General features: G+C 68.1%; 26 protein-coding genes and 1 tRNA gene. 14 read left to right on the top strand and 13 right to left on the bottom strand.

The features are described 5' to 3' along the window. Position 1 precedes the first annotated feature (1 nt). Positions 2-853, bottom strand: a complete 852-nt coding sequence (locus ACZ5BU_RS05985) for an arylamine N-acetyltransferase family protein (protein ID WP_465695875.1) — start codon at positions 851-853, stop codon at positions 2-4. Positions 854-872: 19 nt separating this feature from the next. Between ACZ5BU_RS05985 and ACZ5BU_RS05980 the strand changes: the two genes are divergently transcribed. Continuing rightward, positions 873-1,046, top strand: a complete 174-nt coding sequence (locus ACZ5BU_RS05980; protein WP_465695873.1) for a hypothetical protein — start codon at positions 873-875, stop codon at positions 1,044-1,046. A gap of 18 nt (positions 1,047-1,064) precedes the next feature. Further along, positions 1,065-2,078 carry a lactonase family protein gene (locus ACZ5BU_RS05975; RefSeq protein WP_465695871.1) on the top strand — a complete coding sequence of 338 codons (1,014 nt, stop codon included), beginning with the start codon at positions 1,065-1,067 and terminating at the stop codon, positions 2,076-2,078. Here ACZ5BU_RS05975 and ACZ5BU_RS05970 read toward each other — a convergent pair. After that, entirely contained in the window at positions 2,075-2,371 is a 297-nt protein-coding gene (locus ACZ5BU_RS05970; RefSeq protein WP_465695869.1) for a hypothetical protein, read from the bottom strand. The two genes, ACZ5BU_RS05975 and ACZ5BU_RS05970, sit on opposite strands and share 4 nt — an antisense overlap. Then, positions 2,368-3,234, bottom strand: coding sequence for a phytanoyl-CoA dioxygenase family protein (locus ACZ5BU_RS05965; RefSeq protein WP_465695867.1), 867 nt, complete (start codon positions 3,232-3,234; stop codon positions 2,368-2,370). The genes ACZ5BU_RS05970 and ACZ5BU_RS05965 overlap by 4 nt, the downstream gene beginning before the upstream one ends. Positions 3,235-3,336: 102 nt before the next feature. Here ACZ5BU_RS05965 and ACZ5BU_RS05960 point away from each other — a divergent pair, with 102 nt between their 5' ends. Continuing rightward, positions 3,337-4,116, top strand: coding sequence for an AraC family transcriptional regulator (locus ACZ5BU_RS05960; RefSeq protein WP_465695866.1), 780 nt, complete (start codon positions 3,337-3,339; stop codon positions 4,114-4,116). Positions 4,117-4,126: 10 nt separating this feature from the next. Further along, positions 4,127-4,858 (top strand): hypothetical protein, encoded by a 732-nt coding sequence (locus tag ACZ5BU_RS05955; protein WP_465695865.1) that lies wholly within the window; start codon positions 4,127-4,129, stop codon positions 4,856-4,858. On the opposite strand, the gene ACZ5BU_RS05950 is transcribed toward ACZ5BU_RS05955, so the two are convergent. Together ACZ5BU_RS05950 and ACZ5BU_RS05945 are read right to left on the bottom strand one after the other, a co-directional pair. Next, a complete protein-coding gene (locus tag ACZ5BU_RS05950; RefSeq protein ID WP_465695863.1) occupies positions 4,855-5,784 on the bottom strand; it encodes a phosphotransferase enzyme family protein in 930 nt (309 codons plus the stop codon). The genes ACZ5BU_RS05955 and ACZ5BU_RS05950 overlap by 4 nt on opposite strands. Before the next feature lie 97 nt (positions 5,785-5,881). Next, positions 5,882-6,373, bottom strand: coding sequence for a YajQ family cyclic di-GMP-binding protein (locus ACZ5BU_RS05945; protein WP_465695862.1), 492 nt, complete (start codon positions 6,371-6,373; stop codon positions 5,882-5,884). An 81-nt stretch (positions 6,374-6,454) separates the two neighbouring features. Here ACZ5BU_RS05945 and ACZ5BU_RS05940 point away from each other — a divergent pair. Continuing rightward, positions 6,455-6,540: transfer RNA gene (locus ACZ5BU_RS05940), tRNA-Tyr, on the top strand. A 127-nt stretch (positions 6,541-6,667) separates the two neighbouring features. On the opposite strand, the gene ACZ5BU_RS05935 is transcribed toward ACZ5BU_RS05940, so the two are convergent. Continuing rightward, on the bottom strand, positions 6,668-6,811 hold the full coding sequence (locus tag ACZ5BU_RS05935) for a hypothetical protein (RefSeq protein ID WP_465695861.1): 144 nt from the start codon (positions 6,809-6,811) through the stop codon (positions 6,668-6,670). 378 nt (positions 6,812-7,189) lie between these two features. Here ACZ5BU_RS05935 and ACZ5BU_RS05930 point away from each other — a divergent pair, with 378 nt between their 5' ends. Together ACZ5BU_RS05930 and ACZ5BU_RS05925 are read left to right on the top strand one after the other, a co-directional pair. Next, positions 7,190-7,963 carry a hypothetical protein gene (locus tag ACZ5BU_RS05930; protein WP_465695859.1) on the top strand — a complete coding sequence of 258 codons (774 nt, stop codon included), beginning with the start codon at positions 7,190-7,192 and terminating at the stop codon, positions 7,961-7,963. Positions 7,964-7,984: 21 nt separating this feature from the next. Beyond that, positions 7,985-8,293 carry a hypothetical protein gene (locus tag ACZ5BU_RS05925; protein ID WP_465695858.1) on the top strand — a complete coding sequence of 103 codons (309 nt, stop codon included), beginning with the start codon at positions 7,985-7,987 and terminating at the stop codon, positions 8,291-8,293. Positions 8,294-8,394: 101 nt separating this feature from the next. Here the strand turns inward: ACZ5BU_RS05925 and ACZ5BU_RS05920 are convergent, their stop codons facing one another. Next, positions 8,395-9,264: an alpha/beta fold hydrolase gene (locus ACZ5BU_RS05920; protein ID WP_465695857.1), complete on the bottom strand. Its 870-nt coding sequence runs from the start codon at positions 9,262-9,264 to the stop codon at positions 8,395-8,397. A 30-nt stretch (positions 9,265-9,294) separates the two neighbouring features. Then, positions 9,295-11,676 (bottom strand): hypothetical protein, encoded by a 2,382-nt coding sequence (locus ACZ5BU_RS05915; protein WP_465695856.1) that lies wholly within the window; start codon positions 11,674-11,676, stop codon positions 9,295-9,297. A 90-nt stretch (positions 11,677-11,766) separates the two neighbouring features. Here ACZ5BU_RS05915 and ACZ5BU_RS05910 point away from each other — a divergent pair, with 90 nt between their 5' ends. From ACZ5BU_RS05910 to ACZ5BU_RS05895, 4 genes are all read left to right on the top strand, one after another. Continuing rightward, the gene (locus ACZ5BU_RS05910) at positions 11,767-13,941 is read left to right on the top strand and encodes an outer membrane protein assembly factor BamB family protein (RefSeq protein ID WP_465695855.1); all 2,175 of its coding nucleotides are present in this window, start codon (positions 11,767-11,769) and stop codon (positions 13,939-13,941) included. A 112-nt stretch (positions 13,942-14,053) separates the two neighbouring features. Next, the gene (locus ACZ5BU_RS05905) at positions 14,054-15,136 is read left to right on the top strand and encodes a hypothetical protein (protein ID WP_465695852.1); all 1,083 of its coding nucleotides are present in this window, start codon (positions 14,054-14,056) and stop codon (positions 15,134-15,136) included. After that, positions 15,133-15,651 carry a YciI family protein gene (locus ACZ5BU_RS05900; RefSeq protein ID WP_465695850.1) on the top strand — a complete coding sequence of 173 codons (519 nt, stop codon included), beginning with the start codon at positions 15,133-15,135 and terminating at the stop codon, positions 15,649-15,651. The genes ACZ5BU_RS05905 and ACZ5BU_RS05900 overlap by 4 nt, the downstream gene beginning before the upstream one ends. 42 nt (positions 15,652-15,693) lie before the next feature. Further along, complete coding sequence (locus ACZ5BU_RS05895; protein ID WP_465695848.1) at positions 15,694-17,295, top strand: purple acid phosphatase family protein; 1,602 nt, start codon at positions 15,694-15,696, stop codon at positions 17,293-17,295. 30 nt (positions 17,296-17,325) lie between these two features. Here ACZ5BU_RS05895 and ACZ5BU_RS05890 read toward each other — a convergent pair whose 3' ends face one another. Beyond that, entirely contained in the window at positions 17,326-17,748 is a 423-nt protein-coding gene (locus ACZ5BU_RS05890; RefSeq protein WP_465695847.1) for a MarR family winged helix-turn-helix transcriptional regulator, read from the bottom strand. A gap of 92 nt (positions 17,749-17,840) precedes the next feature. On the opposite strand from ACZ5BU_RS05890, the gene ACZ5BU_RS05885 reads away from it, so the two are divergent. Then, complete coding sequence (locus ACZ5BU_RS05885; protein ID WP_465695845.1) at positions 17,841-18,725, top strand: LLM class flavin-dependent oxidoreductase; 885 nt, start codon at positions 17,841-17,843, stop codon at positions 18,723-18,725. Between the two features lie 49 nt (positions 18,726-18,774). Here the strand turns inward: ACZ5BU_RS05885 and ACZ5BU_RS05880 are convergent, their stop codons facing one another. After that, complete coding sequence (locus ACZ5BU_RS05880; protein WP_465695844.1) at positions 18,775-19,314, bottom strand: P-loop nucleotide/nucleoside kinase family protein; 540 nt, start codon at positions 19,312-19,314, stop codon at positions 18,775-18,777. 84 nt (positions 19,315-19,398) lie between these two features. Between ACZ5BU_RS05880 and ACZ5BU_RS05875 the strand changes: the two genes are divergently transcribed. After that, positions 19,399-20,673, top strand: coding sequence for an AlkA N-terminal domain-containing protein (locus ACZ5BU_RS05875; protein WP_465695843.1), 1,275 nt, complete (start codon positions 19,399-19,401; stop codon positions 20,671-20,673). Between the two features lie 14 nt (positions 20,674-20,687). Here ACZ5BU_RS05875 and ACZ5BU_RS05870 read toward each other — a convergent pair whose 3' ends face one another. Both ACZ5BU_RS05870 and ACZ5BU_RS05865 read right to left on the bottom strand, forming a co-directional pair. Then, a complete protein-coding gene (locus ACZ5BU_RS05870; protein WP_465695841.1) occupies positions 20,688-21,422 on the bottom strand; it encodes an isocitrate lyase/PEP mutase family protein in 735 nt (244 codons plus the stop codon). Continuing rightward, positions 21,419-21,715: a putative quinol monooxygenase gene (locus tag ACZ5BU_RS05865; RefSeq protein ID WP_465695840.1), complete on the bottom strand. Its 297-nt coding sequence runs from the start codon at positions 21,713-21,715 to the stop codon at positions 21,419-21,421. Before ACZ5BU_RS05865 ends, ACZ5BU_RS05870 begins: the two co-directional genes overlap by 4 nt. A 170-nt stretch (positions 21,716-21,885) precedes the next feature. On the opposite strand from ACZ5BU_RS05865, the gene ACZ5BU_RS05860 reads away from it, so the two are divergent. Next, positions 21,886-22,680 (top strand): methyltransferase domain-containing protein, encoded by a 795-nt coding sequence (locus tag ACZ5BU_RS05860; RefSeq protein ID WP_465695838.1) that lies wholly within the window; start codon positions 21,886-21,888, stop codon positions 22,678-22,680. Here the strand turns inward: ACZ5BU_RS05860 and ACZ5BU_RS05855 are convergent. Beyond that, the gene (locus tag ACZ5BU_RS05855) at positions 22,663-23,463 is read right to left on the bottom strand and encodes a TrmH family RNA methyltransferase (protein ID WP_465695836.1); all 801 of its coding nucleotides are present in this window, start codon (positions 23,461-23,463) and stop codon (positions 22,663-22,665) included. The two genes, ACZ5BU_RS05860 and ACZ5BU_RS05855, sit on opposite strands and share 18 nt — an antisense overlap.

The following is a 23,463-nucleotide window of genomic DNA, read 5'->3' as shown; positions in this document are numbered from 1 at the left end:
GTCATCGTGAGTTTCCTGGCGAAGTGAAGGCCTCGTACTGGGACCAGACCCGTTGCCAGAGTGCGTCGCGGTCGGCGGTCGTGTAGTGCGGGAGGGGCAGCCGGAAGACGTCCGCGAGTGCGGTGAAGTAGTCGGCGGGCGTGTCGAGCAGGCGGTTGTCGACGCGGTCGGCGAACGTCTCGGTCAGGCCGATCGAACGCAGTACCACGACGGATTCGGGCGTACGGCGGAACGCCGAGGCGAGGCGTACGAACGGGGACGACGGGTCCGCGGACAGCTCCGCATGCTTGGCGGCGAACGCGTCGAGCGTGACGGGAATGGATTCGAAATCCATTCCGATGAGGTTCGCGCGCGGATCGTGATCGAGACGCCAGCCGTCCACCTTCTCGGACGGGCGAAGCCGCAGCGTGAACGGGTACTGCGTGTCCTCGCCGGTCTCGAGCGGCATCGGCCGGCGTAGTCCGTCGCCGAGGCCCGCGTCGACGAGCCACACGCGGTCCGGGTTTTCGGCAAGACCGCTGACGGTCAGCACCAGGTGGCTGCCGTCGACGTCGCCCGGACGGTTGGCGGTCTGTACGCCGCCGCGGTGCATCTCGACCCGGTACCCGAGCTCGGTCAGCAGCAGGGCGAACGAGCCGTTCAGCTGGAAGCAGTACCCGCCGGTCTCGCGGGCGACGATCCGCTTCGCCACCTCCTCCGGATCGAGCGGACCGCCCGGCCTCAGCTGGTACTGCACGGTCTCGTAGGGCACCTCGTCCACGAACGCCTCGTGCAGTCGCGTCAGCGCCTCGAGCCGCGGCGGACCGTCATACCCGCTGATCCCGATCCGTTGCAGGAACGCGCTCGTGTCCATGCGCCTTAGGCTAGGCGAGGTGATCGACGTCCTCGACCGAGTTGCAGCTCTTGCCATCGCCGACACGACGTACGCCGACGACCGCCCGGCGCCGCGCCTGTACCGGCGGCTGGGCTGGCAACTACTCGTCGCCGACCTCGGCTGGGGCAGCGCGCTCTACGGGCTGGACACGGGAGTGCCGGAAGTCCGTTGACCTGGCAGGGTAGGCGTCATGACTTCTGAGCGGATCTATGTCGGGAGCTACACCAGTCAGGCCGGTGGCGGGGACGGGATCGCGTTCGGGCCGCTGGACGGGATCCGGACGGTGGCGACGGTGGCCGATCCGTCGTTCCTGGTCAGGTCCGCGGACGGGCGGTTCCTCTACTCCACCGACGAGACCGACGACGGCAGCGTCGCGGCGTTCGCGATCCAGCCGGACGGCGGTCTCGAGCTGCTCAACCAGCAGCCGACCGGCGGCGTGCACCCGTGCCACGTGGAGATCGACCCGTCCGGCCGGTACCTGCTGTCGGCCAACTACACGTCAGGTTCGGTCGCCGTCCACCCGCTGAACGAGGACGGTTCGCTCGGCGAGCGGGCGTACTTCGTCCAACGCGAAGGGACGGGGCCGAACGCCGACCGCCAGGAAGGGCCGCACGCGCACCAGATCGCGTTCGACCCGGCGGGTGCGTACGTGTTCGACATCGACCTCGGGTCCGACACCGTCTACTCGTCGACGCTGAACGCGGACGGCGAGCTCGCGGAGGTCGACCGGCTGCACATCCACCCCGGCGCGGGGCCGCGGCACATGGTGTTCCACCCGACGGCCGCTGCGGCGTACGTGATCAACGAGCTCGACTCGACGCTGACCGTCTGCAGCTACGCCGACGGGAAGCTGCAGGTGGTGCAGACTGCGGCGACCCGGCCGGCCGACTCGCCGGGGGAGAACTACCCGGCCGAGCTCCTGATCTCCGCCGACGGCCGGTTCCTGTACGGCTCGAACCGCGGCGACAACACGATCGCGGTGTTCGCGGTCGCCGCCGACGGACTGGAGGTCGAGCTGGTGCAGACCATCTCGTCCGGCGGCGACTGGCCGCGACACCTTGCCTTCAGCAACGACGGTACCCAGCTGTACGCCGCCAACGAGCGATCCGACCAGATCGCTGTGTTTGCCATCGGCAACGGCCTGCTGACCGACCTGGGTACGACGGTCAGCTGGCCGAAGCCGGTCTGCATCGTGCCGGTTTAGACCAGCTTCTCGAAGAAGAACTCGTGCTTGAGGAACGACACGTCGTACTCGTGACCCGGGTACGGCGGGTTCAGCTGTGACGCCTGGAACAGCCGCCAGCCGTCCTTGAGTGCGTCGAGCCCGGTCGCGTACGGCGGTTCGTCGGAGTCACCTGTGGTGGGGTGGGTCTCGCCGGTGCCGTCGTACGTCGACCAGCCGACCACGCGGGAGTCCAGCGCGGAGGAGGCCAGGTACAGCACCAGCACCTGCTGGCGAAGACCGGTCTGCAGCGGGTTCTCGGCGGTGGCGGTCATACCATCTCCTTCTTGCCGGCGGCGTGCGGGTTGTTGACGCGGTCCGCGACGACCCGTTGCGGGCGGTTGGTGACGCGGGTGACCCAGTAGTTCGGGTCGTACGTGTCGTCGCCGCTGATCGCGCGCCACATCAGGATGCGGTTGTACCGCTCGAGCCGGCCGGTGGCGTTCTCGTACCACGGGAAGTTCTGCTCGAGCTCGGCCGCGACGGCCTCGTCGTACAGGTCGTCGGTGTTCCAGAGCCGGACCTGACGGACGGTGGGGTTGAAGCGGATCTTGAACATGTAGCGGTCGACGTCGCTGTCGTTCTTGCGGCCGCCGTGCCAGATGCCGTGGTGCAGGAACTGTACGGTGCCGGCCGGGCAGACCAGGCGGGTCTGGCCGAGCAGGTTCTGGTACCGGCCGGTGTCGGACTCGTTCGTCCGGCGCAGGTGGCTGCCCGGGACGCTGAGCGTGCCGCCCATCTCCAGGGTCACGTCCTGCGGGTAGTACATGAGCTGGACGTCGAAGGCGTCGGTGCGGACGTCGATGATCGCGTCCCCGTGCAGGTTCTGCGCCTCGCCCTCGTGCGCCCTGCGGATGTGGACCGCGTGGTGGTCGACGGTCGGCTCGGGACCGACCAGGCTGTGGATCGCGCCCGCCACCTCCGGCAGTTGCACCAGCCGCTGGACGAACTCGCTGTCCACGAACGCCTCCGACAGCGGGGTGCCGTACGGAACCCCCGGAATGCCGTTGTTCAGGACCTCGATCGCCTGCTGGTTCATGTCGTCCGGTACGACGGCGTCCATCCGGAGGGCGCCGGTGGCGACGAAGTGCGCCATCTGCACCGAGGTGAGCAGGTGCTTGCGGTGCGGTTGGGGCATGAAGACTCCCTGTTCGCGGTAGTGGTCACTACTCATCCATTCTGCGATCGGCCACCGTTTTCCCGCGTTGGTTGTGATCACTACTGGTGGTAAATTTTCACCGTGATCGAGTTGCATCTGACGCAACCGCCGGAGGTCGCGAACGTCGGCGCCGGAATCCACGGAACCCGTGTTCGGCGCGAGGTCTTCCGGCTGCCGGACCTCTGGCAGCTGCACCTGTACAACTACTCGGCCGAGCTGACGCTGCTGGGCGAAACCTTTTCCGTCGCGCCCGGATACGTGTCCCTGACTCCGGCCGGGACCCAGGTGCAGTTCGACTACCGCGGGCGGTCCGAGCACCTGTACGCGCATTTCCGGCCGGATTCCGTCGGCGAGCCGTCGTACGTTCCCGTCGTACAGGACGCGGGCGAGGCCGCGCCGCTGCTGTCCGGGCTGCTCCGGTCGGCAGTCGAGTCGTCGCCGTCGGGGTCGGCGCGGACGACGGCCGAGGTGTGGTCGGTGTTGTGGCGGATCGCGGACCTGACCCCGGCCCGGGTCGAGGAGCGGCACCCGGCCGTAGCCTCGGCGATCGCGCACATCGAGGCGAACCTGGCGCAGCCGCTGGCCGTACCGGAGCTGGCGCGGGTCGCCGGGGTGTCGCACAACCACCTGACCCGGTTGTTCGTGGCGGAGACCGGGTCGACGGTGATCGCCTATCTGCGGCAGCGGCGGATGGCCCGGGCGCGGCATCTCCTCGTGTCGTCGACGCTGTCGATCCCGGCGATCGCGGCGTCGGTCGGGATCCCGGACCTGCAGGCGTTCAACAAGACGTGCCGCCGCGAGCTCGGCGCGTCGCCCCGTTCGGTGCGTAATGCGGTCGCTGTGACCGGGTCGGCGGTCTAGCGTTCCCGGCATGTACGAGTTGATCCCGGCCGGCGACGCACCGCAGTACGACGCCGAGGCCGAAGTGCGGTTCGCCGAGGACTGGCCGGAGTTCATCTTCCACGACGACGAGGTGAAGAAGTACCGCGAACGACGGGTGGCGTACTTCCCGCAGTGGGAGTTCTACTTCGTCTCCGGCGATCGCCTGATCGCCGGATGCTGGGGCGTACCGCTCGCCTGGGACGGAACGGTCGACGACCTGCCGGGCGGCTTCACGGACGCGCTGGCGCGGTCGGTTACGTCGTACGAGGAGAACGTCGTACCGAACACCTTCGTCCTGATGGCCGCCGCCGTACGCTCCGACGAACAGGGCCAGGGCCACGCCGGCCGCGTCATCACCGCCGTCCGCGACCACGCCGTCGCCAACGGCCTGCCCCAGGTCATCGCCCCGGTCCGCCCGACCCTGAAGTCGAGCTACCCGCTGACCCCCATCGAAACCTTCATGACCTGGACCCGCCCCGACGGCCTCCCCTTCGACCCGTGGATCCGCACCCACGTCCGCCTCGGCGCCACCCTCCTGGCCCCCGCCCCCGCCTCCCAAACCATGACCGGCTCGGTCGCCGACTGGGAATCCTGGACCAAAATGCCCTTCCCCACCACCGGCACCTACACAATCCCGCAAGGCCTGACCACCTTGGAAATCAACCGAGAATCCGACACAGGCCTGTACATAGAACCCAACATCTGGCTCCGCCACGCCTAGTTGACCGCCAGGGCGGCTAGGCCTTTGGTGAGGATGTTCTTGGTTACTTGGAGGGCGTAGGGCTCTTCGGGGCCGGTCAGGGCTTGGTGGGACCAGCCGATTACGTCTTCGAGGGCTCGTACGTGGCGGTAGTAGTGGACCGCCTCCTCGTCGAGGGTGTGCGGTCCGTAGCCAGTGAGGAAGGCCTCGAGTTGGGCTGGGGTGGTGGGGCCGACGTCGCCCATGCCGCCGAGCATGAACATCAGGTCCTGTTCGCGGGGTGCGTAGATCACGTCGTCCCAGTCGATCAGGTGCAGGTGCTTGTCGACGAGGACGTTGCCGAGGTGTGGGTCGCCGTGGCAGACCACGCGGGGGCCGCCGGGCTCAGGCGGGCGGTTGGTGAGCAGGTCGGTGAGGACGTCGTCGTACTGCGTCCACACCGCCGCCAGTTCCTCCTCGACGTCCCCCTCCGGCGTCGCGAGCCGCGTACGTACCTCCGCCGCCAGCGCCGGCGTACGTGCATCGATGTGGCTGTGCTTCGGCAGCGCCTCCCGTAGGCGGGGCGGCGGTTCCGCGTCGTGCACCCGCCGCAGGAGTACGCCGTACTCCGTCCACTGCTCGTCCGTCAGCCCCGTCTCCGCCGCCCGCGGCCCGTCGATCCACGGCGTCACCGTCAGCCGCTTCTTCGCGTGTACGCTCCACAGACCGCCCTCGACGGTCCGGATCAGCTCCGGTACGCCGTCCAGCCCGCTGTCGGCCAGGAACGCCGCCACCTGGTGCCCCGTGTTCGTACCGGCACCGCTCCACTTCACGGCGTACACGTTGGTCGCCGTCGTCGCCTTCCACACCTGCGCCGCGATGTCCGCGCCGAACGCCACCGATGTGAGCTCCACCACCTCGAGCCCGAAGTCCGCCAGCAACCACTTCCGCATCAACGTCTCGCCCACGCCCGCCAGCATGCCCGGCCACCGCACACCGAAGCGACCCGATTACCGGGCATGCCTCGGCTCAGACGGATACGGCCTGCGTGGGCGCCGTCGTACGTCAGCGGTAGTTGACGAACTGTACGGCGAAGTCGTAGTCCTGCCCCTTGATCAGTGCCTGCACCGCCTGCAGGTCGTCCCGGCTCTTGCTCGAGACCCGGAGCTCGTCGCCCTGGATCTGTGCCTTCACGCCCTTCGGGCCCTCGTCACGGATCAGCTTCGAGATCTTCTTCGCGTTCTCCTGGGTGATGCCGGCGTTGATGGTCGCGTTGATCTTGTAGATCTTCCCGGACAGCTTCGGGTCCTCGGCCTCCAGCCCCTTCAGCGAGATCTGCCGCTTCACCAGCTTGTCCTTGAAGACGTCCAGGACGGCGTTCACCCGCTCCTCGGTGTTCGCCTGCATGTCGATCGACTCCCCGGACCACTTGATCCCGGCGTCCACGTTCTTGAAGTCGAACCGCTGGCTGATCTCCTTCGCCGCCTGGTTCACGGCGTTGTCCACCTCCTGGTGATCCACCTTGTTCACGATGTCGAAGGAGGACTCCGAAGCCATGGCGCTTCCTTTCCGATTTGCTGTCAGGGCCACTACCTGTTGTATCGTCTCCCACGCCGGTTCACGAACCGGCAGCACCCTGGCGGGTTGCCCGAGCGGCCAAAGGGAGCAGACTGTAAATCTGTCGGCGTATGCCTACGCAGGTTCGAACCCTGCACCCGCCACCAGCTGTAAACCAGCCCCTGACCTGCGGAAACGCGGATCAGGGGCTGTCTCATGCTGTCGGAGTGTGTCCGGCTGTCAGTGAGGATCTACGGCTGTCGCTGTCGAATATGTGTCGAAGTTGATCGCTGCTCACCGCCTGCGACCGGTCGCCTGCTCGTAGACGCTTCGCACCAGTCGGATCAGGTCGTTGTCGTACGGGTAGTGGTCGGCGACCTCCTCGGCGGCGTTGAGGTTGAGGTTGCCGATCTCGTTTTCGTCCGCGTAGATCCACACGCGGCTCTTGCCGTGTTTGAGATCCCGGCTGCAACGTGACTCGCGGTCGATCACGGTCCGCGACAGAGGCCGGCAGGCTCGTCGTCATGGGCGGCGTGGAGATCTGGAACCAGATGAATGAATCGGCACGGATCGATCACGAGAAAGCGGATTCAAGCCAACAGGTTTTGAACTGCCTCCACAGCACGAAGGCCCCTGCACGACCTGACCCCAGCCAATGGCGCGAACGCAACCGCCGGCTCGGCCAGGCTGTCGGGACACGAATGTCAAAAGATGCAACTTGGCTGAGAACTGTTGACGCTCAAGCCGTGCGCTGAACATGCTGAAATCTACATTCCACTATCCGGGGGGCCGCCCGTGTCTCGAAAACTCATTCCCGTGTTGGCAACGGTGATCTCGGCCATCGGGCTGTCGATCATTCCACTGTCGGCCGATGCGGCCGGTTGCACGGATTCTGATTTTGCTCGTGGAAACTGCCTGACGGCCCTCGTTCCGGAAGGGACGGCGGTGTCACCTGAAGTGGCCGTCGCGCAGGCGATAGAGCGCGGCAACGTGGCTCAAGCCCGCCAGTTCGTCAGCAACCGTGACCGAAGTCATCGGGATGGTGAACAGGTTGCACTTGAGAAACTCTTCAGCGATCAACGGATGCGCGCGGATGCAATAACCGCGGCAGCCGGTGAGGGCACGGTTAGTGGCTACATTCACACGCTCGACTACACGATGAACTACTTCTACTGTCCGTCCACGGGCTGCAGGCTGCTCGGGAAGGTCCGTGCCAAGTACGTTACCAATATCGGTTTTTACCCGGAGATCACCTTGGATGGTGAGTTGTCCGTAACTCAAGGTCCGACGGTCGACTTTACGCAGAACGACTGCCTGTCCCGATGGGACGCCAACAACTGGCCGGACTCGACCGTTCACACTTGGTCCAACTGCCCGGCTGCGCATCAGCGCGACACCTTTACGAAGCGGGCACTGATCCTGCCTGAGAACTGGAAGCAGGGCGGTACTCGCGGTGAGAAGTACTACAACAAATATGCGCTGACGTTCAGGACCAGCGCTCTCTCGAAGCCGACGTTCGGCCCGTGGAAGTGGGACACCAAGCGCTGGTACATTCCAAAGTCAAGCACTCACCCGTACTGGCTTGTGTGACTCCTGAGGAAGGGACCGGGCGTGGATCTGGTTGATTCGGAAGCAGGTCGGCGAGAGCGCATTCTGATGCGGTTGAGGCTGCTGAGCGCGTTCGCTGAGCTGCCGCAGAAGATGCCGGCATTGCTGGAGATCTACCGCGTCGCGGATACCAGTGACGACGAGATGTCCGTTCGCCAGGTTGCTGAACTGTTCGGCGGTGACATGGTTGTCGCGCATGCGGTGAACAATCAGCCTCTCGGCTGGCTCCATCCCTACCGGCTGCAAGCGATCCATGAAGAGATCCATTCGTTGAAGGAGCAGCTTGCGGCCTTGGAGGCGAACGAGCAATGAGGTGGAAGCATCTGCTCGGCGTCGTTGTCTCCACGGGGACGGGCGTTGCGGCGGTGACAGCGAGCAGCGCGGTTCCGCGCCAGGGGGGTGGTGTGCTGCGGTCAGGGGGTCGGGGTGGGTTGGTTGTGGAGGAAGGGGAGTAGGTGGTCGAGGGTTTCGGTGGGGGCTTCTTCGGGCATGAAGTGGCCGGCGTTGATGGTGGTGCCGGTGACGTTGTCGGACCATTGGCGCCAGATTTCTAGTGGGTCGCCGTACCACTCGGCTACTGCTCCGGACGGGTCCCACAGGGCGAGTACGGGGCAGGTGATTCGTTTGGTGCCTCGGTCTGCGGTGTCGTGGTCGCAGTCCGTCGTTGCGGCTGCTCGGTACTCCTCGCAGATTGCGTGGACGGTGGCCGGATCGCGGAAGTGGCGGACGTACTCGGCCCTGATCTCGGGCGGGAACGCGTCGTCGGCTGCCCAGGTGTCGAGGAGATGGTTGACGAACGTTTCAGGTGCGCCGGCGATCAAGGTCTCGGCGATCGGCGCGGTCAGGAACGTCCAGACCCAGTACCCGAGCGCGAAGTCCTTGTCCGCCCGATCGAAGGCGTCCCCCGTCGGCACGATGTCGAGTACGGCGAGGCTCGTCACTACATCGGGATGGTCGAGCGCCATCCGGTACGCACACCGGGCGCCCCGGTCATGACCCACGACGGCGAACGTGTCGTACCCCAACGTCTTCATCGCCTCGACCTGGTGCCGGGCGAGCGTACGCATCGAGTAGTCGCCGTCGGAGGTGCTGTCGCCGAAGCCGCTCAGGTCCGTCGCGACCACACTGAACTCTTCTGCGAGTACCGGCGCGACCCGGTGCCACATGACGTGTGACTCCGGGAAGCCGTGGAGGAGCAGTACCGGTAGACCACTGCCGCCGCGACGGCCGTGGATGCTTGCACCAGCTACCTGTACGTCGAATTCCTTGAAACCGTCGATCATGCTCCACCCCGTGCCCACCCGCCTGATGGTTCAGTCGATGCCGAACGAGGTGATGCGCCGATGGGGGAGTCGCTCGGCGGAGTGGACGGGCTGGGTGGGCCTGCTGGTCCTGGGACCAGATGAGGTGTTCAGGAGACGGCGGAGGTGCTCCAGGTCGTCGTGCATGGGGCGGTTGACGACCAGGGGGAGGCCGGTGGGTACACCTGAGTCCCGCCAGAGTTGGTGGGTGCGTTCCAGGGCCTCGGCCAGTTGGTCCTGCAGGTAAGCGCGGGAGTCAGGAGTGCCGTGTTGGGCGTGGTGGTCTACGGCGTCTGCGGCTTGGGTCAGCTGTTCCAGGGCGATGAGGCGTTCGGCCAGGAGGGGCTTGCCGGGGGGCTCGGATGCCAGGGCACGTACGGCTTGGCCGGCTGCGGCTTGGAGGGTGGGCGGGGCTTCAGATGCGGGGGCTGGTGAGTAGGGGAGGGCAGCTTCGGCTCGAAGGGCTAGTTGGGTCATCAGGTAGCGGGTGATGGCTCGGGATTCCAGGAGTTCGGCGTGGTTGACGGCGCGGACTGCCTTGTTGGTTTCCAGGGCCTCGTGGACACCGAGTTCGCGGCGGCGGAAGAGGTAGCGGGCGGTGGGGGTGGCGGTCAGGGAGCCTGCGGCGCCAGCTGTTGTCAGGAGGATGGCCTGGGTGGGGATGTCGATCAGTTGGTCCAGGCCGACCGCGCCTGCTACGGCGCCTAGGGAGCCCGCGGCTGTTTGTACGGCGTACGCGGACAGGGGAGCTCGGGCCACAGGGCGGGGCGTGGTGGGTGGGGTGGTCGCTACCGGGAGCGTGGAGAGGCCATTGGGAAGGCCTGCCAGGTTTTCCAGGTGGTCGGCCAGCTCGCGGAAGGCTTTGAGGCGGGGCTCTACGGTTTCGGCCAGGGCTGCGGCTTGGGCTGCTTCCTGATGGTTCCGGGACCACTGTTTGGAGGCGTCCCGGGCCGGTTCGTCGCGGTTGAGGAAGTACTTGTCGCCCATCGCGCCGGTGAGGGCACCCAGCAGTCCGGGCCCGGCGGCGGACAGCGCGGTTTGGAGTTCTGGGCTGAGCGGGCCGGCGGTTCCGGTACGGCGACCGCCCAGCAGGGCGCGGCGCGCCGTACCGGAGACGTTCTCGATCAGTTGGGCGGCGAGGCTGACGGTGAACGGCGGGGAGCCTGGTACGTCCGGTGATGCTGGAGGCGTCGTGGTCTGGCTCGGCGCCAAGGCGTTCAGGGCTCGGGCGAAGCGGGCTTGCAGCGCGGCTATTTCGGTCGCCAGTTGGTTGGTGTAGAGGCCGGGATCGGAGAGGCGCCGGCGTTCGGTCGCGTCGATCCGGCGGAGACGGAATTCGAGTTTCTTCTTGTCCACAAGGCGATCGGCCAGAGACTTGGCGAGCGCCGAGGACGCGATCACCATCGCCGTGGACAGAGCCGGTACGCCGAACGGGGTGAGCGCGCCGGCTACCGCGGCGGTGGCGAGAGTCGGGACGGCGTGCCGGCGGAGGTAGTTGCGCCAGGCGGTTGCCATCGGCATCTTTCGCCGTGGCGGCGCCGGCGTCTCGGCGCCGTCCAGCAGCGCGCGCAGGCCGGGATGGTCGTGGTCGCGTTGGAGGCGTTCGGCGGTGTACGCCGGTTTGCGGCCGGCTGCTCGTTCGCGGTCGAGGCGGCGTTCGGTGAACGAGCCGACGGCGGCGTTGACGACCGTGGGGATGGTGATGCCGAGGCCGACGAGCGGGTTGCCGGCGTAGACCGCGGCCGCCGTACCGATGACTGCCGAGGAGACGCCGGAGCCGCCAAGCGCCTTGGCCAGGTAGCCGGTCTGGTCGACGCGTTCCTCGAGCGGGCGGCGGGAGGGGTCCGCGGCGCCGTCGAGGATGGCGCGTTCGTCCTCGGTAAGGAGGGTACGGAGGAGTTCGGCGTTCGGTTGGCCGTCGGCGACGCCCATGGTCAGGGCCAGGGCGCGGATCTTCTGGTCCTGCTTGGTGCCGCGGCCGCGTTGGCGGAGTTCGGAGCGAAGGCCGGCGTCCGCGGGGCGTTGTACGGCGTCCACCTCAGGCCGGCCGGCTGGGCTGAACACGCGGTCGTCGGCCGGTCGATGAAGGGCGGCGATGGATTCGGCGACGGCCCGAGCGAGCGTCGGGGCGACCTCGGACTCAGGCAGGCGGTCGGAGAGTTTCAGTACGATCGTCGAGGGCTCGAGGGAGTACTCCACCTGCACCCCGGGTCGGGTGGGGCCAACCTGCTTGATCAGGCGGATCGTGTCGTCGAGCGTGTAGACGCCGTTGCCCTCGGGGCGGATCTCGGCGTCCACGGTCAGCAGACCGGGGGTGGACAGCAGCCGTTCGGATTCCGCAGTGACCAGCACCCAGCCGGCCAGGGATCGACGCCGTAGCCACTCCGCGGTCACCGCGCTCCCTCACCAGACTTGAAGTTAGGACAGCCTAACTTTATCCGAGAATCGGCACGACGAGAGCCGAAGGTCTGTCACTATCGGCGGGTGCCTGGACTACGGGAGTTGTGGGGCGACGTGATCCCCGATGCAGGGGATCTTGCCGACGATCTGGTACGCCGGTACGGCGGCAAGCGCACCGCCTACCGGGACAAGTACCTGATCGCGGTACTCGAAGCCCTGGACTCGCTCGAGCAACTCGCGACGGACCCGGTCGCGGTACGGCTGGCCGCGTGGTTCCACCGGGCCGCGCACTCGGCGACCAACACGCCGGCCGAGGACGCGCAGGCGTCGGCGCGGCTGGCGGAGGAGCTGTTGCCGACGTACGGCGTCAACGCGGTACGGACCGCCGAGGTGGCGCGGCTGGTCCGGTTCGCCGGCGGCGACGGCGCCAACGGAGCGGTCCTGCAGGACGCGGTGAACGCAGTACTCGCGGACCCGCAGTACGCGACATTCGCGTCCGAGGTACGGCGGGACAGCCGCTTCGACGTCGACGTACGACGTGAGGAAATCCGGGCCATGCTGGCCTACGGGCGGATCTATCGCACCGACCTCGCCCACGAACGGTACGAACAAGCCGCCCGCGCCAACCTCAGCAGCGAACTAGAGCTCCTCGACGGCATGGCACCGAGCCCGTGGAGCGGTTGGCAGCACACCGGGCTGAAATGGCTCGCTGTGCTGACCGCGGGCACGGGCTTCACGGGAGGCTCCGCGTCGTTCAGCCAGCCGTGGCGGTATCCAAAGCTCGAGAAGGTCTCGCACTGGCCGCCGATCCTGATGATCGCGCTGGTTGCGGCGTCGCTCGCCGCGGTGTTGTGGGCGACCCGGCGTACCGATCGAGTCGGCCGCGTCGTTGCCGTCGTACCGACTGCGATCGGTCTGGTCGCACTGGTGGTGATAGTCCTCAACGTCCCGCCGTCGCAGGCCGGCTCTGGTGCCGGGCCGCGGGTCCCGTTCCTGATGATCACGGCGGTGCTGCTCGTCGTGTCCGGCGTCGCGGCGTTTGCCGCCACCTGGTTCCCCCATGGCGTCGCCAAGAACCGCGGCCGGCGGTTTGGGACACTCGGCGCGGTGGTCATGGTCTTTCTGTTGGCCTTCTTCGTCCTCGACCCGATCCAGAACGCGTACCTGTTCAAATCGGACGAGTACGTCGAGACCAGCCACCAGCCGGCGGACCTGAACGTGACATCTGTTGTCGACGGCAACGTTCTCTGGACGAGCCGCGGCGACCGGTTCGAGTCGAACTCCGTGGTCGCGACCACCGGCGGGATCGCGCTCGCGCGTGGCCGGGGCGCCGTCGAGATGGTCGACCCCGGCACCGGCAAGACCCGCTGGCGCTACACCCGCGCCGACACCGACAACCAGCCGAACCTGTACGCGTTGAACGGCGGCCGTCAGCTGCTCGTCTCGTACGGCATCTACGTCGGCTACCTCGTACTCGATGCGGACACCGGCCGGCGCACGGCGACCTGGCCCGACGGCCACCTCGACGACGACATCGAGGACAACGATCCGCTGGTCACCGGGCGGTCGGTGAGCAAGGGCTCCGACAAGCTGTACGGGACGAACACCGACGGCTCCGACCGCTGGAAGTACGAACCGGGCCGCTGCATCACGATCAGCGCGACCGCCGCCGCGGAGACAGTCGTCGCCGCACTGCATCGCAGTTGCGGTGACAACTCGCAGCTCGTCGGTCTCGACCTGAAGACCGGTAAGCAGCGCTGGAGCCGGGACGGTTCGTTCGACACCCTGACGGCGGCCGGCGACCTGATGGTCGGCGTCCAGACACTGTCCAGAGATCAACGGCAACTGACGGCGATCGACCCGCGTACCGGCACGGACAAGTGGACCGCCGAACTCCCGAAGAAGTGGGGCTGCACGCTAGGGATCGCCTGGACCGGCCGGCGGATCGTGCTGGTGGACTGCCCCAGCGCGCAGGCGCGGACCGATACCGTCGTCCGGTTCCTCGACCCGGCGACCGGACGGACCACGGCGACGGTGAACGCCGGCGTGCCGTGGCAGTCCGGGATCGCCGTCACGACCGACGGCCGGGTGATCGCGATGGGTTGGCACAGCGAGCGGCACTGCTGGATCGTGAAGCTCACCGAAGGCGCCGCTCCCGAACACTTCGACCTCGGTGGGGAGGTTCGGTGCGACGGCGCGTTCGCGGCCGGGAACCTGGTCCTGGTCGCCGGCCGGGACTCGTTGATCGCCCTGCGCTGACCGGGCATGCTGACCGGGAATGCTGGCCGGGGAATAGGGTCGGAACGGGCGGGAGTTGGAACCTGAACCGGAGTGTCTGAGCATGTTCGAGCGTGTCTGAGCGAGGAGAACGATGAAACCCACCGAATTCGTGAAGGTGAACAGCCAGTTCTGGGGGGAGCACCTGAAGGGGGTCGCCGGGCACCTGCCGGTCAGCCACCGGACGGAGCTGCCGGGGCCGATGCTGTTCCCGCGGATGATGGTGCTGACCGAGACGCCGGACTGGAACATCCTCGAGCTCGTCGGGCTGAGCCGGGAGTACCGGACGCTCGAGGTCCGGCGGCAGAAGCTGGGCAGCGTCGAGGAGTACTTCGGAGTCGGTGACGGCGACGCGGTGATGACGCTGCCGGGCGAGAACCTGTTCAAGGACGCGACGATTGCGACGACGGCGGGGCGCCAGGCGCTCACCGAGCGGTTCCCAGCCGCCGCGAACCTGATCGGCGAGGCGTACGTCGGCCCGGGGGAGGAGCTGCTGAAGTTCGCGCCGGGCAACTACTCGACGTTCGACCGGACGCTGCTCGTGCACACCGCGGGCGACTCGCTGCGGGCGCATTGGGTGAACTTCGCGATCGCGATCCACCGCTCGGAGCCGGCCGACAAGTACCTCGACTTCCTGCAGTCGTACTCGAACGCCCGCCCGCACCTCGACCCGATCGGTACGGTCAGCCTGCCGGTCGACCCTGCCGTACTGAAGGCCGACCCGTTCGAGAGCACGTACCTCGCGCACGGTGTGCAGGACTCGACCGTGGACGGGTTCCTCGACAAGCACGAGGAGATCCTGCTGTCCGCGTTCGGTGCGACCAAGCTGGTCCGCGAGCCGGCCCTCGGCGACCTGCACCCGGACTTCATCCTCGAGCGCGCGGACGGCAGCCACGTCGTCGGGCGGCTCGAGCTCCCGGTCGTTGACACGGCCAACGGCAAGAAGCGGCGCCGGGTGTTCCGCCGGCCGGTGCAGGACAGCGCGGCCGAGCTCGCGAAGTACGCGGAGTACTTGACGGCCGAGGACAACCGGTCGCAGGTGAAGTCGAAGTACGACGTCGAGGTCACCGATCCGCGGCTGCTGCTGATCGTCCCGTCGCAGGAGACGGTGAGCCCGGCCGCCGGGGTCGAGGTCGTCGACTACGACACGATCCTGCGTCTGCACCTGGCCTCGTGACGCAGTACTTCGTCTACGGTCGCGACGCGGCCGGGAGCCTGGAAGTGAAGGTCCGGTTGACCGAGGAGCACTGGGCCTTCATGGACGGGTACGCCGCGGAGCTGATCGCCCGCGGCCCGACCCTCACACCGGATCGCGAAGGCCCGACGGGCAGCCTGCACATCGTCGACCTGCCGTCGTCGGAGGCACTGCAGACGTTCGTGTACGACGAGCCGTACTACCTCGGCGGGGCGTTCGCGTCCGTCGAGGTGTACCGGTTCGACAACCTGACCGGCCGGACCATGTGGGAGTTCGCCACGGCGGTCGACGGGTACGAGCGTTTCCTCGTGCTCACGAAGGACGCTGCCCGGCCGTTGTCGTCCGAGCACCTGATCGTGTACGGCGATCTGTACGACGGCTTGGGCCACGTCGGGCGAGCCGGGTTGGTGGAGGCGCCGTCCGCGGAGGCTGCGCGGACACTGCTGCAGGCCGAGGATGCCGAAGTACATCCCTGGGAGTTCGGCGGTAGGCGGTAGCGAATTGGCTTGGGCGTCACCTCGGGCGCCCAGCGTGGACCTGTGATCGATGACGAAGAGCTGTTCGAGTCGCACTTCTCACGGCGTGGGTTTCTCGCGTCTGCAACGGTTGTGACCGGTGGGTCGCTGCTCGCCACGACGGGTTCCGCCCAGGCCGGTTCTGCACAGGCCGCTCCGGGCCAGTTGCCGGTTGCCGATCCGGTCACCACGCCGCGGGTCGGCGGGCTGCACCTGCAGTTCGGCGCTGACGCATCCACGGAGGTCGTGGTTTCCTGGCACACCCGCCAGCCCGTACGGCGTCCGCGCGTGCTGCTCGGTTCGCCGGACGGGGAGTTCGAGCGGACCGTCTCCGCGGTGGCCACGAGCTACACCGACGCCAAGTCGGGACAGGTCGTCTACGTCCAGCACGCACGGATCAGCCGGCTGCGACCGGCCGGCGAGTACGTCTACGCCGCCGTGCACGACGGTGCGGAAACCGTGTTCGGAACGTTCCGAACGGCGCCGAAAGGCCGTTCCGCCTTTACCTTCACGAGTTTCGGGGACCAGGGCACGCCGACGCTGGGCAAGCGGTACGTGCCGCCCGCCGGCGTGACGATCCCGAACCCGCCGTTCGTGAACGACAACCTCGGCTCGCCCGCGGCCGGTGACGTGACCGCCGGGGTGGAGCGGGTGCGTCCGCTGTTCCACCTGTTCAACGGGGACCTCTGCTATGCGAACCTCGCCGAGGACCGAGTCCGGACCTGGAACGACTTCTGGGAGAACAACAGCCGGAGCGCGCGGAACCGGCCGTGGATGCCGTCGGCCGGAAACCACGAGAACGAGCTCGGAAACGGGCCGATCGGGTACGAGGCGTACCAGACGTACTTCGCGCTGCCCAAGCAGGACGGGCAGACCGACGTGACGCGCGGCCTCTGGTACGCGTTCACCGTCGGCTCGGTGCGGGTGATCAGCCTGGCCAACGACGACGTCTGCTACCAGGACGGCGGCAACAGCTACGTCCGCGGGTACTCCGGCGGTGCGCAGAAGGCCTGGCTCGAGCAGGAACTGAAGGCGACCCGGGCGAACCGTGACATCGACTGGATCGTGGTCTGCATGCACCAGGTCGTGGTGAGCAGCGCGGACCAGGCCAACGGCGCGGACCTCGGCATCCGGCAGGAATGGGTGCCGCTGTTCGACGAGTACGGTGTCGATCTGGTGGTGTGCGGGCACGAGCACCACTACGAGCGCTCACACCCGATCCGCGGCCAGCAGCCGAACCCGACGCTGACGCCGATACCGGCCGCAACCCGCACCGACCTTGTGGACACGTCCAAGGGCACCGTGCATATGGTGATCGGTGGCGGCGGTACGTCGGTCGGCTCGAACGGCGTCCTCTTCAACCCGCCGGCCTGCCGCGTGATCACGTCCGTCGGCGCACCCGATCCGACGACCGGAAAACGCCCGCCGGTCTACGTCAAGGAACCGGCCCCCTGGTCAGCCAGCCGCAACGCCGCCCACCCGTACGGCTTCGCGGCCTTCACCGTCGACCCCGGCCACCCCGGCGGCCACACCACCATGCAGGTCAAGTACTACGACGTACTGGGCCCCGGCGGCGACTTGCGCGAATTCGAATCCTTCACCCTGCACCGCCCCCGCCGAGCCTGACCACCACTCCCCGGCGACACCGCCGGATCGTCATCCGGTGATGGATTGCAAGGCTGTGGTGACGGCCCGGCGGGTGGTGGCCGGGAGGTGGGCGGTCAAGGCGCTGATGCGGTCCACCACGGCGTCGTGGGCCTGATGGGCGAGGGCCAGGCCGTCGGGGGTCAGTTCGATGCGGCAGGCGCGGCGGTCGCCGGGGCTGGGGATGCGGGCGACCAGCGAGCGGCGTTCGAGCCGGTCGACCATGCTGGTGAGGCTCGAGCGTTCGATGCTCAGGATGCGGCTCAGGTCGGTCATGCCCTCCGGTCCGGCGATCAGGACGCAGAGCAGATGGGCCTGCTGCGGGGTCAGGCCGAGCGGGCGGCTGGTCTCGGCGTGGACGTCCTGCAGCCGGTGCATCGCCTGCACCAGCGCGCTCGCGAGGTCGGTGTCCCGGGCAGCCGTCGTCGTCACCATGCCCCCATGATAGTCCGCTGGGCTAATAGTTTGTGCTTCGAAGCATTCGTGGTACAACTAGTTAGAACACCGAACTATCTGAAGGAGTCGACATGAACGTGCGGTTCGGATACGGATCGCCGGACTCGGTCCGGGACGTGGCCGCGATCGTCCGGCTCGCGCAGCAGGCCGACCGCGACGGCCTCGACCACGTCAGCCTCGCCGACCACCCGTACGTCCCGGACATGCTCGACGGATACGCCGCGATCGCGTTCCTGCTCGGACGCACCGAGCGGCTGTCCGCGTTCGTCAACGTCACCAACCTGCCGCTGCGCCCCGCTCCGGTGCTCGCCCGAACGGCGACCTCGCTGGCGGCGCTGTCCGGCGGACGGTTCGTCCTCGGCCTCGGAGCCGGCGGCGCCTGGGACCGGATCACCACGATGGGCGTCCCGGAACTCCGCCCCGCCGAAGCGGTCGAGGCGTTCGAGGAGGCGATGCAGCTCGTGCACGCGCTGTCGGACGGTGGTACGCCCGTACCGACCAAGCACTACCCGATCGGCAAGCTCCGTCCCGCCGCCGTACCCGCCCCGCCGATCTGGACCGGCTCGAACGGCCCGAAGTCGCTGGCTGCGACCGGCCGGAACGCCGACGGCTGGATCCCCGGCCACGCCGCCGATTGGCTGAGCGACAAGTACCGCTGGTCCCGCCCGATCATCGACGAGGCCGCGCTGTCCGTCGGCCGCAAACCGTCCGACGTCGCAACCATCTACAACTTCCCGGGCGAGATCACCCCAACCCCGCTCCGCCACACCCGCGACGCCGAAGGCCGCTGGATCGGCGGCTCACCCGCGCAATGGATCGAGGAACTCACCGACGCCGTCCTCAACCACAACGCGAACGGCTTCACCCTCTTCCCCCGCGGCGCCACCCCGTACGAAACCCAGCTGACCCGCTGGTCCCAGGAAATCGCCCCGGCAGTCCGCACCGCCATCAGCTGACGCACTCACGAACTCTGCTCGGCCACCCGGTCCGCGGGGGTACCTGTCATCAGCGCGACAGGAACCTCATGATCGCGTCCAGTTCCGGCGCTTCGGTGGTGTCGACGGTGAGGCTCGGAACCGGTAGATCCACGGGCTGGAAGGCGTTGTGGGTACGGATGCGCGCCTCGGGACTGATCTGTGCGTCCTCGTGCGCCGCCCGTCGAGGGTCGTCGCCGGAACGGGCCGTGATCCGGGCGAGCGCGACCTCGGCGGACGTCGTACAGTGCACGATCCGCACCTCGGTCCGGCCGAGCAGCGGGCTCAGCCCCGGCGTCCACAGCCGGTCCTGGAACGCGGCCTCCGCGACCACCGACGTACCACGCCCGACGAGCAGACCGATCACGTCGAAGAACGTCGACAGCGTCCGCATCGTCAGCGGATCGCCAGGCCCCGGTACGAAACCCGGGGTCGCGTGCGCCATCCCTTCCTTGATCTCGTCGCGGCAGATCGCCGGACAGCCGATCGCGGTCGCGATCCGGTGCGCCAGCGTCGTCTTCCCCGTCCCAGGCGGACCACTCACCACGACCAGCATCGGTTTCGACTGCACTCGCTGTACCTTAGTCGCGACCGCGCGTGGCCGGTGTAAAGCGCGTGTCAGGAACTGTCGGTGGGCCGGTCTAGGGTGCCCGGTGTGACGACCTATTCGGCGGTTCGGACGACCGGCATCTACTGCCGGCCCGGCTGTGGCGCGAAGCCGCTCGCGGAGAACGTGAGTACCTTCGAGCTGCCCGCCGCCGCGGAAGCCGCCGGGTATCGCGCCTGCCTGCGCTGCCGTCCGTACCGGGTCGCCGGGACGGTCGCGGACGAGGCGCCCGAGCTGGTCTGCCGGGCGGTCCAGTTGATCATCACCGGGCTGCTGGACGAGTCCGGTGAGGAGGCGCTCGGTGCGCGGCTCGGGATGTCGGCGCGGCATCTGCGCCGGATGTTCCACGAGCACCTCGGCGTCACCCCGGACCAGTTCGCCCGGTCGCGGCGGGCGCATTTCGCGCGGCGGTTGCTGGACGATTCCGATCTCGGGATCGCGGAGATCGCGTTCGCGTCCGGGTTCGGCAGCCTGCGGCAGTTCAACCGGGCGATCCGGGAGATCTTCCGCGCGTCACCGCGGGAGCTGCGTGAACGCCGGCGCCGGAGCGACCGGCTGGTGGCGGACGGCGGTCTGGTGTTGCGATTGCCGTACACACCGCCGTACGACTGGGACGCGATGTGCGCATTCCTCGCGGAGCGGGCGATTCCTGGTGTCGAGGCGGTCCACGACGGCGTGTACCGGCGGACGATCTCACTCGACGGGGAAGCGGGGATGCTGGAGATCGGTCCGGGCGGGGACGACTACCTGCTGCTGCGCGCCCACCTGCCGTTCTGGGAGGGCGTGATCCACGTCGTCGACCGGGCGGCGCGCCTGGTCGGCCTCGACTGCGAGCCGGTGCTCGCCCGGGCGCGGCTGGCCGCGGATCCGACCTTCGGTCCGCTGGTGGCGGCACGACCCGGGGTCCGGATCCCCGGCGCCTGGGGTCCGTTCGAGATCGCCGTACAAGCCGTCGTACGAGACCAACTACCGCGGGTCGACGCCGACGATGCGCTCCGCAAACTCGTCGAGGTCTACGGTCTGCCAGTGCCAGGTCTCGGCCACGGCCTGACCCACCTGTTCCCCGGCCCGGAGGCGCTCACCTCCGCAGAACTGGTGGCGCCCTTGGCGGTTGAGGTTGCCAACGGCAACATCATCCTGGAGGTGGGCGAGGACGCGGCCGAGCTCGTCCGGTCCCTGGAAACCGTCACGAGCCCGCCCGCCGCCCAAGAGATCGCCCTACGACTGGGCGCCCGCGACGCCTGGCCGCTCCCCACCCCCGCCAACCACCTCCACCCCTGGCGCTCCCTGGCCACCACGTACCACCAACTCATCCCCGCGTAGCTACCCGAAGTCGGTCAGTGGTTGGTCAGCTGCTCGTAGGTGCCGGTGGTGAGGAGTTCACGGGTGGCTGCGGTTGCCAGCGCGTAGGCGGCGCTGGTGACCGCCGGCCCCAGGCTGATCCGCACCACGCCGACCTCGGCGAGTTCGCGGACGGACGGTGCGCCCGGGCCGACCATCACGTTCAGGGGGAGTGGCGACTGCATCACCAGGTCGGCGATTGCCGACAGGTCGACCACGCCCGGAACGAAGAGCACGTCCGCGCCGGCGTCGGCGTACACCTTCGCCCGTTCGATCGTGCCGGTTTTGTCGCCGAACAGGTACGTGTCCGTACGCGCGTTGATCACCAATTCGGCCCCACCAGCGGACCGCGCGGCCCGGATCCGCTCGGCATGCACCTCGGGATCGTCGAGCACCCGCGCCGTACTGTCCTCGAGGTTCACCCCGACGGCACCCGCTTCGACGACCTCCTGCACAGTCCGCGCGACGTCGCCGTACCCGGCCTCGACATCCGCGGTCACCGGCACCGACACCGCGGCGCAGATCGCCCGCACCGCGGCGACCGCCGCCTGTCGATCCAGCCCACCGGCATCGTCGACTCCCTGCGCCCAGGCAACCCCGGCGCTGGTGGTCGCGATCGCCCGTGCGCCACCAGCCTCGATCGCCCGGGCCGAGCCGGCGTCCCACGCGTTCGGGAGCACCAGCGGCGGCTGCTGGTGGAGTTCGCGCAGCCGCCGCGCCAGGTCGTTCACAGGCTGACCAGCAGTTCGTGGTCGATCTCGACGAACTCGACGATCAGGTCGGCGAACCGCCCCGCGATCAGTTCCTGGTACGCCGCCGACCCGGTGTGCGCGTCGTACGCCGCATGGTCCGCGAAGTGCTCGACGAACAACAGGTAGTCGGGCTGCGCCGGGTCCCGGTACACGCGGAACGACAGCGTCCCCTCCTCGGCCTCCGGTCCCTTCGGCGCGAACTCCTGCACGATCGCCTCCGCGGCGGCCTGGTTGCCGTCCTTCAGCTTGATCGGAAACACCTTTGCCAGCATCACTTTCCTCCTTGACGGTTCTTGCAGTACGTCAAGGTTCGCGCGCCGGCCGCACCCCGGTCTGGCCATATCCGGTCATGTCCATCGGACCGCATAGCGAGACGATATGTCTCATTTATCAAGACTCTGCGCTAGCGTGGAAACCGTTGGCGAGGGCAAAGGAGCCTGGGATGAACAACGTGTACACGCACGGCCATCACGAGTCGGTGCTGCGGTCGCACCGCTGGCGGACCGCGGAGAATTCGGCCGGATACCTGCTGCCGCAGCTGCGGCCGGGGATGTCGCTGCTCGACGTCGGCGCCGGTCCCGGGACCATCACCGCCGACCTCGCCCGGCTGGTCGCGCCCGGCCGGACGACCGCGCTCGAGGCCGACGCCGCCGCGCTGGACATCACCCGCAAGGCCTTCGAAAACGTGGATGCCGACGTGGAGTTCGTGGTCGGCGACGTGCACGCGCTGGACCTGCCTGACGACACGTACGACGTCGTCCACGCCCACCAGGTGCTGCAGCACGTGGCCGATCCGGTGCAGGCGCTGCGGGAGATGCGCCGCGTCTGCAAGCCGGGCGGGCTCGTCGCGGTCCGCGACTCGGACTACCACGGCTTCGTCTGGTACCCGGAGTTGCCGGAGCTGGACGAATGGATGGACCTCTACCAGCGGATGGCCCGCGCCAACAAGGGCGAGCCGGACGCCGGCCGGCGCTTGCTGTCGTGGGCACAGGCCGCCGGCTTCGAACAGGCCGAGGTGACCACGTCGACCTGGTCGTTCACCAATCCGGAGGACCGCGCGTTCTGGGGCGGCATGTGGGCGGACCGCATTCTCAAGTCAGCGCTCGCGGATCAGGCCCGCGCTTCCGGCGTACCGGAGGAAACTCTCGACGCGATTTCCCGGGCCTGGCGGACCTGGACGGAAACCCCGGACGCGTTCATCTCGATCCTGCACGGCGAACTACTCTGCACGGCGTGAGCGCTGCCGCGAGATCTCGTAGAGTGCGGCCGTTGCGGCGTTCGCGGCGTTGAGGGAGCTGGCCGACCCGGTGATCGGGATCCGTACGAGGTGGTCGGCCGCCTCCTTCCACGCCGTACTCAGACCGGCCGTCTCGTTGCCGATCAGCAGCAGGACAGGCTGCGTGAAGTCGAAGTCGTAGATGTCCGTCGTCCCGTGCTCGTCGGTGCCGACCACGACGACCGGCGTACGGCGTACCCACTCGAGGACCTCGCGGTGCGACGGCATCCGGACTGCGGGAAGGGCAAAGAGAGACCCCGTCGTCGCGCGCACTGCCTTCGGGTCGTACACGTCGGCGGCATGCCCGGTCACGATCACCCCGTCGGCGCCGAACGCGTCGGCGGACCGGATGATCGACCCGATGTTCCCCGGCCCGGTCGGCCGATCGAACACCACGCCGAGGAACTTCGGCCCGACCTTGATCCGCTCCAGGTCGTCGGGCGGCAGTTCGAGTACGGCGATCAGCTCCGGGTCGTCCTTCTCGCCGAGCTCGGCGAGCAGCTCGGGCGCCATCGCGACCCGTTCGACGTGTGGCAGCCGTTGCAGGAGTTCCGAGGCCCAGCGGGACAACGGCCGCGACGCGTCGTGAATGACGGTCCGCACCGGCCAATCGTTGTCAACGGCAACTGAAATCGGGCGCACACCCTGGACCAGGAACTCGCCGGACCGCTGTCGCTTGGTCCGATTGGTCAGCGACGCCTGCCACACCTGGAACCGAGCGTTCCGCGACGAGATCCGTTGCAC

It is taken from the genome of Kribbella sp. NPDC031520 (genome assembly GCF_055580825.1).
Note: the sequence above shows the minus strand (reverse complement) of the source record. Positions and strands in the feature narration are given on the sequence as shown.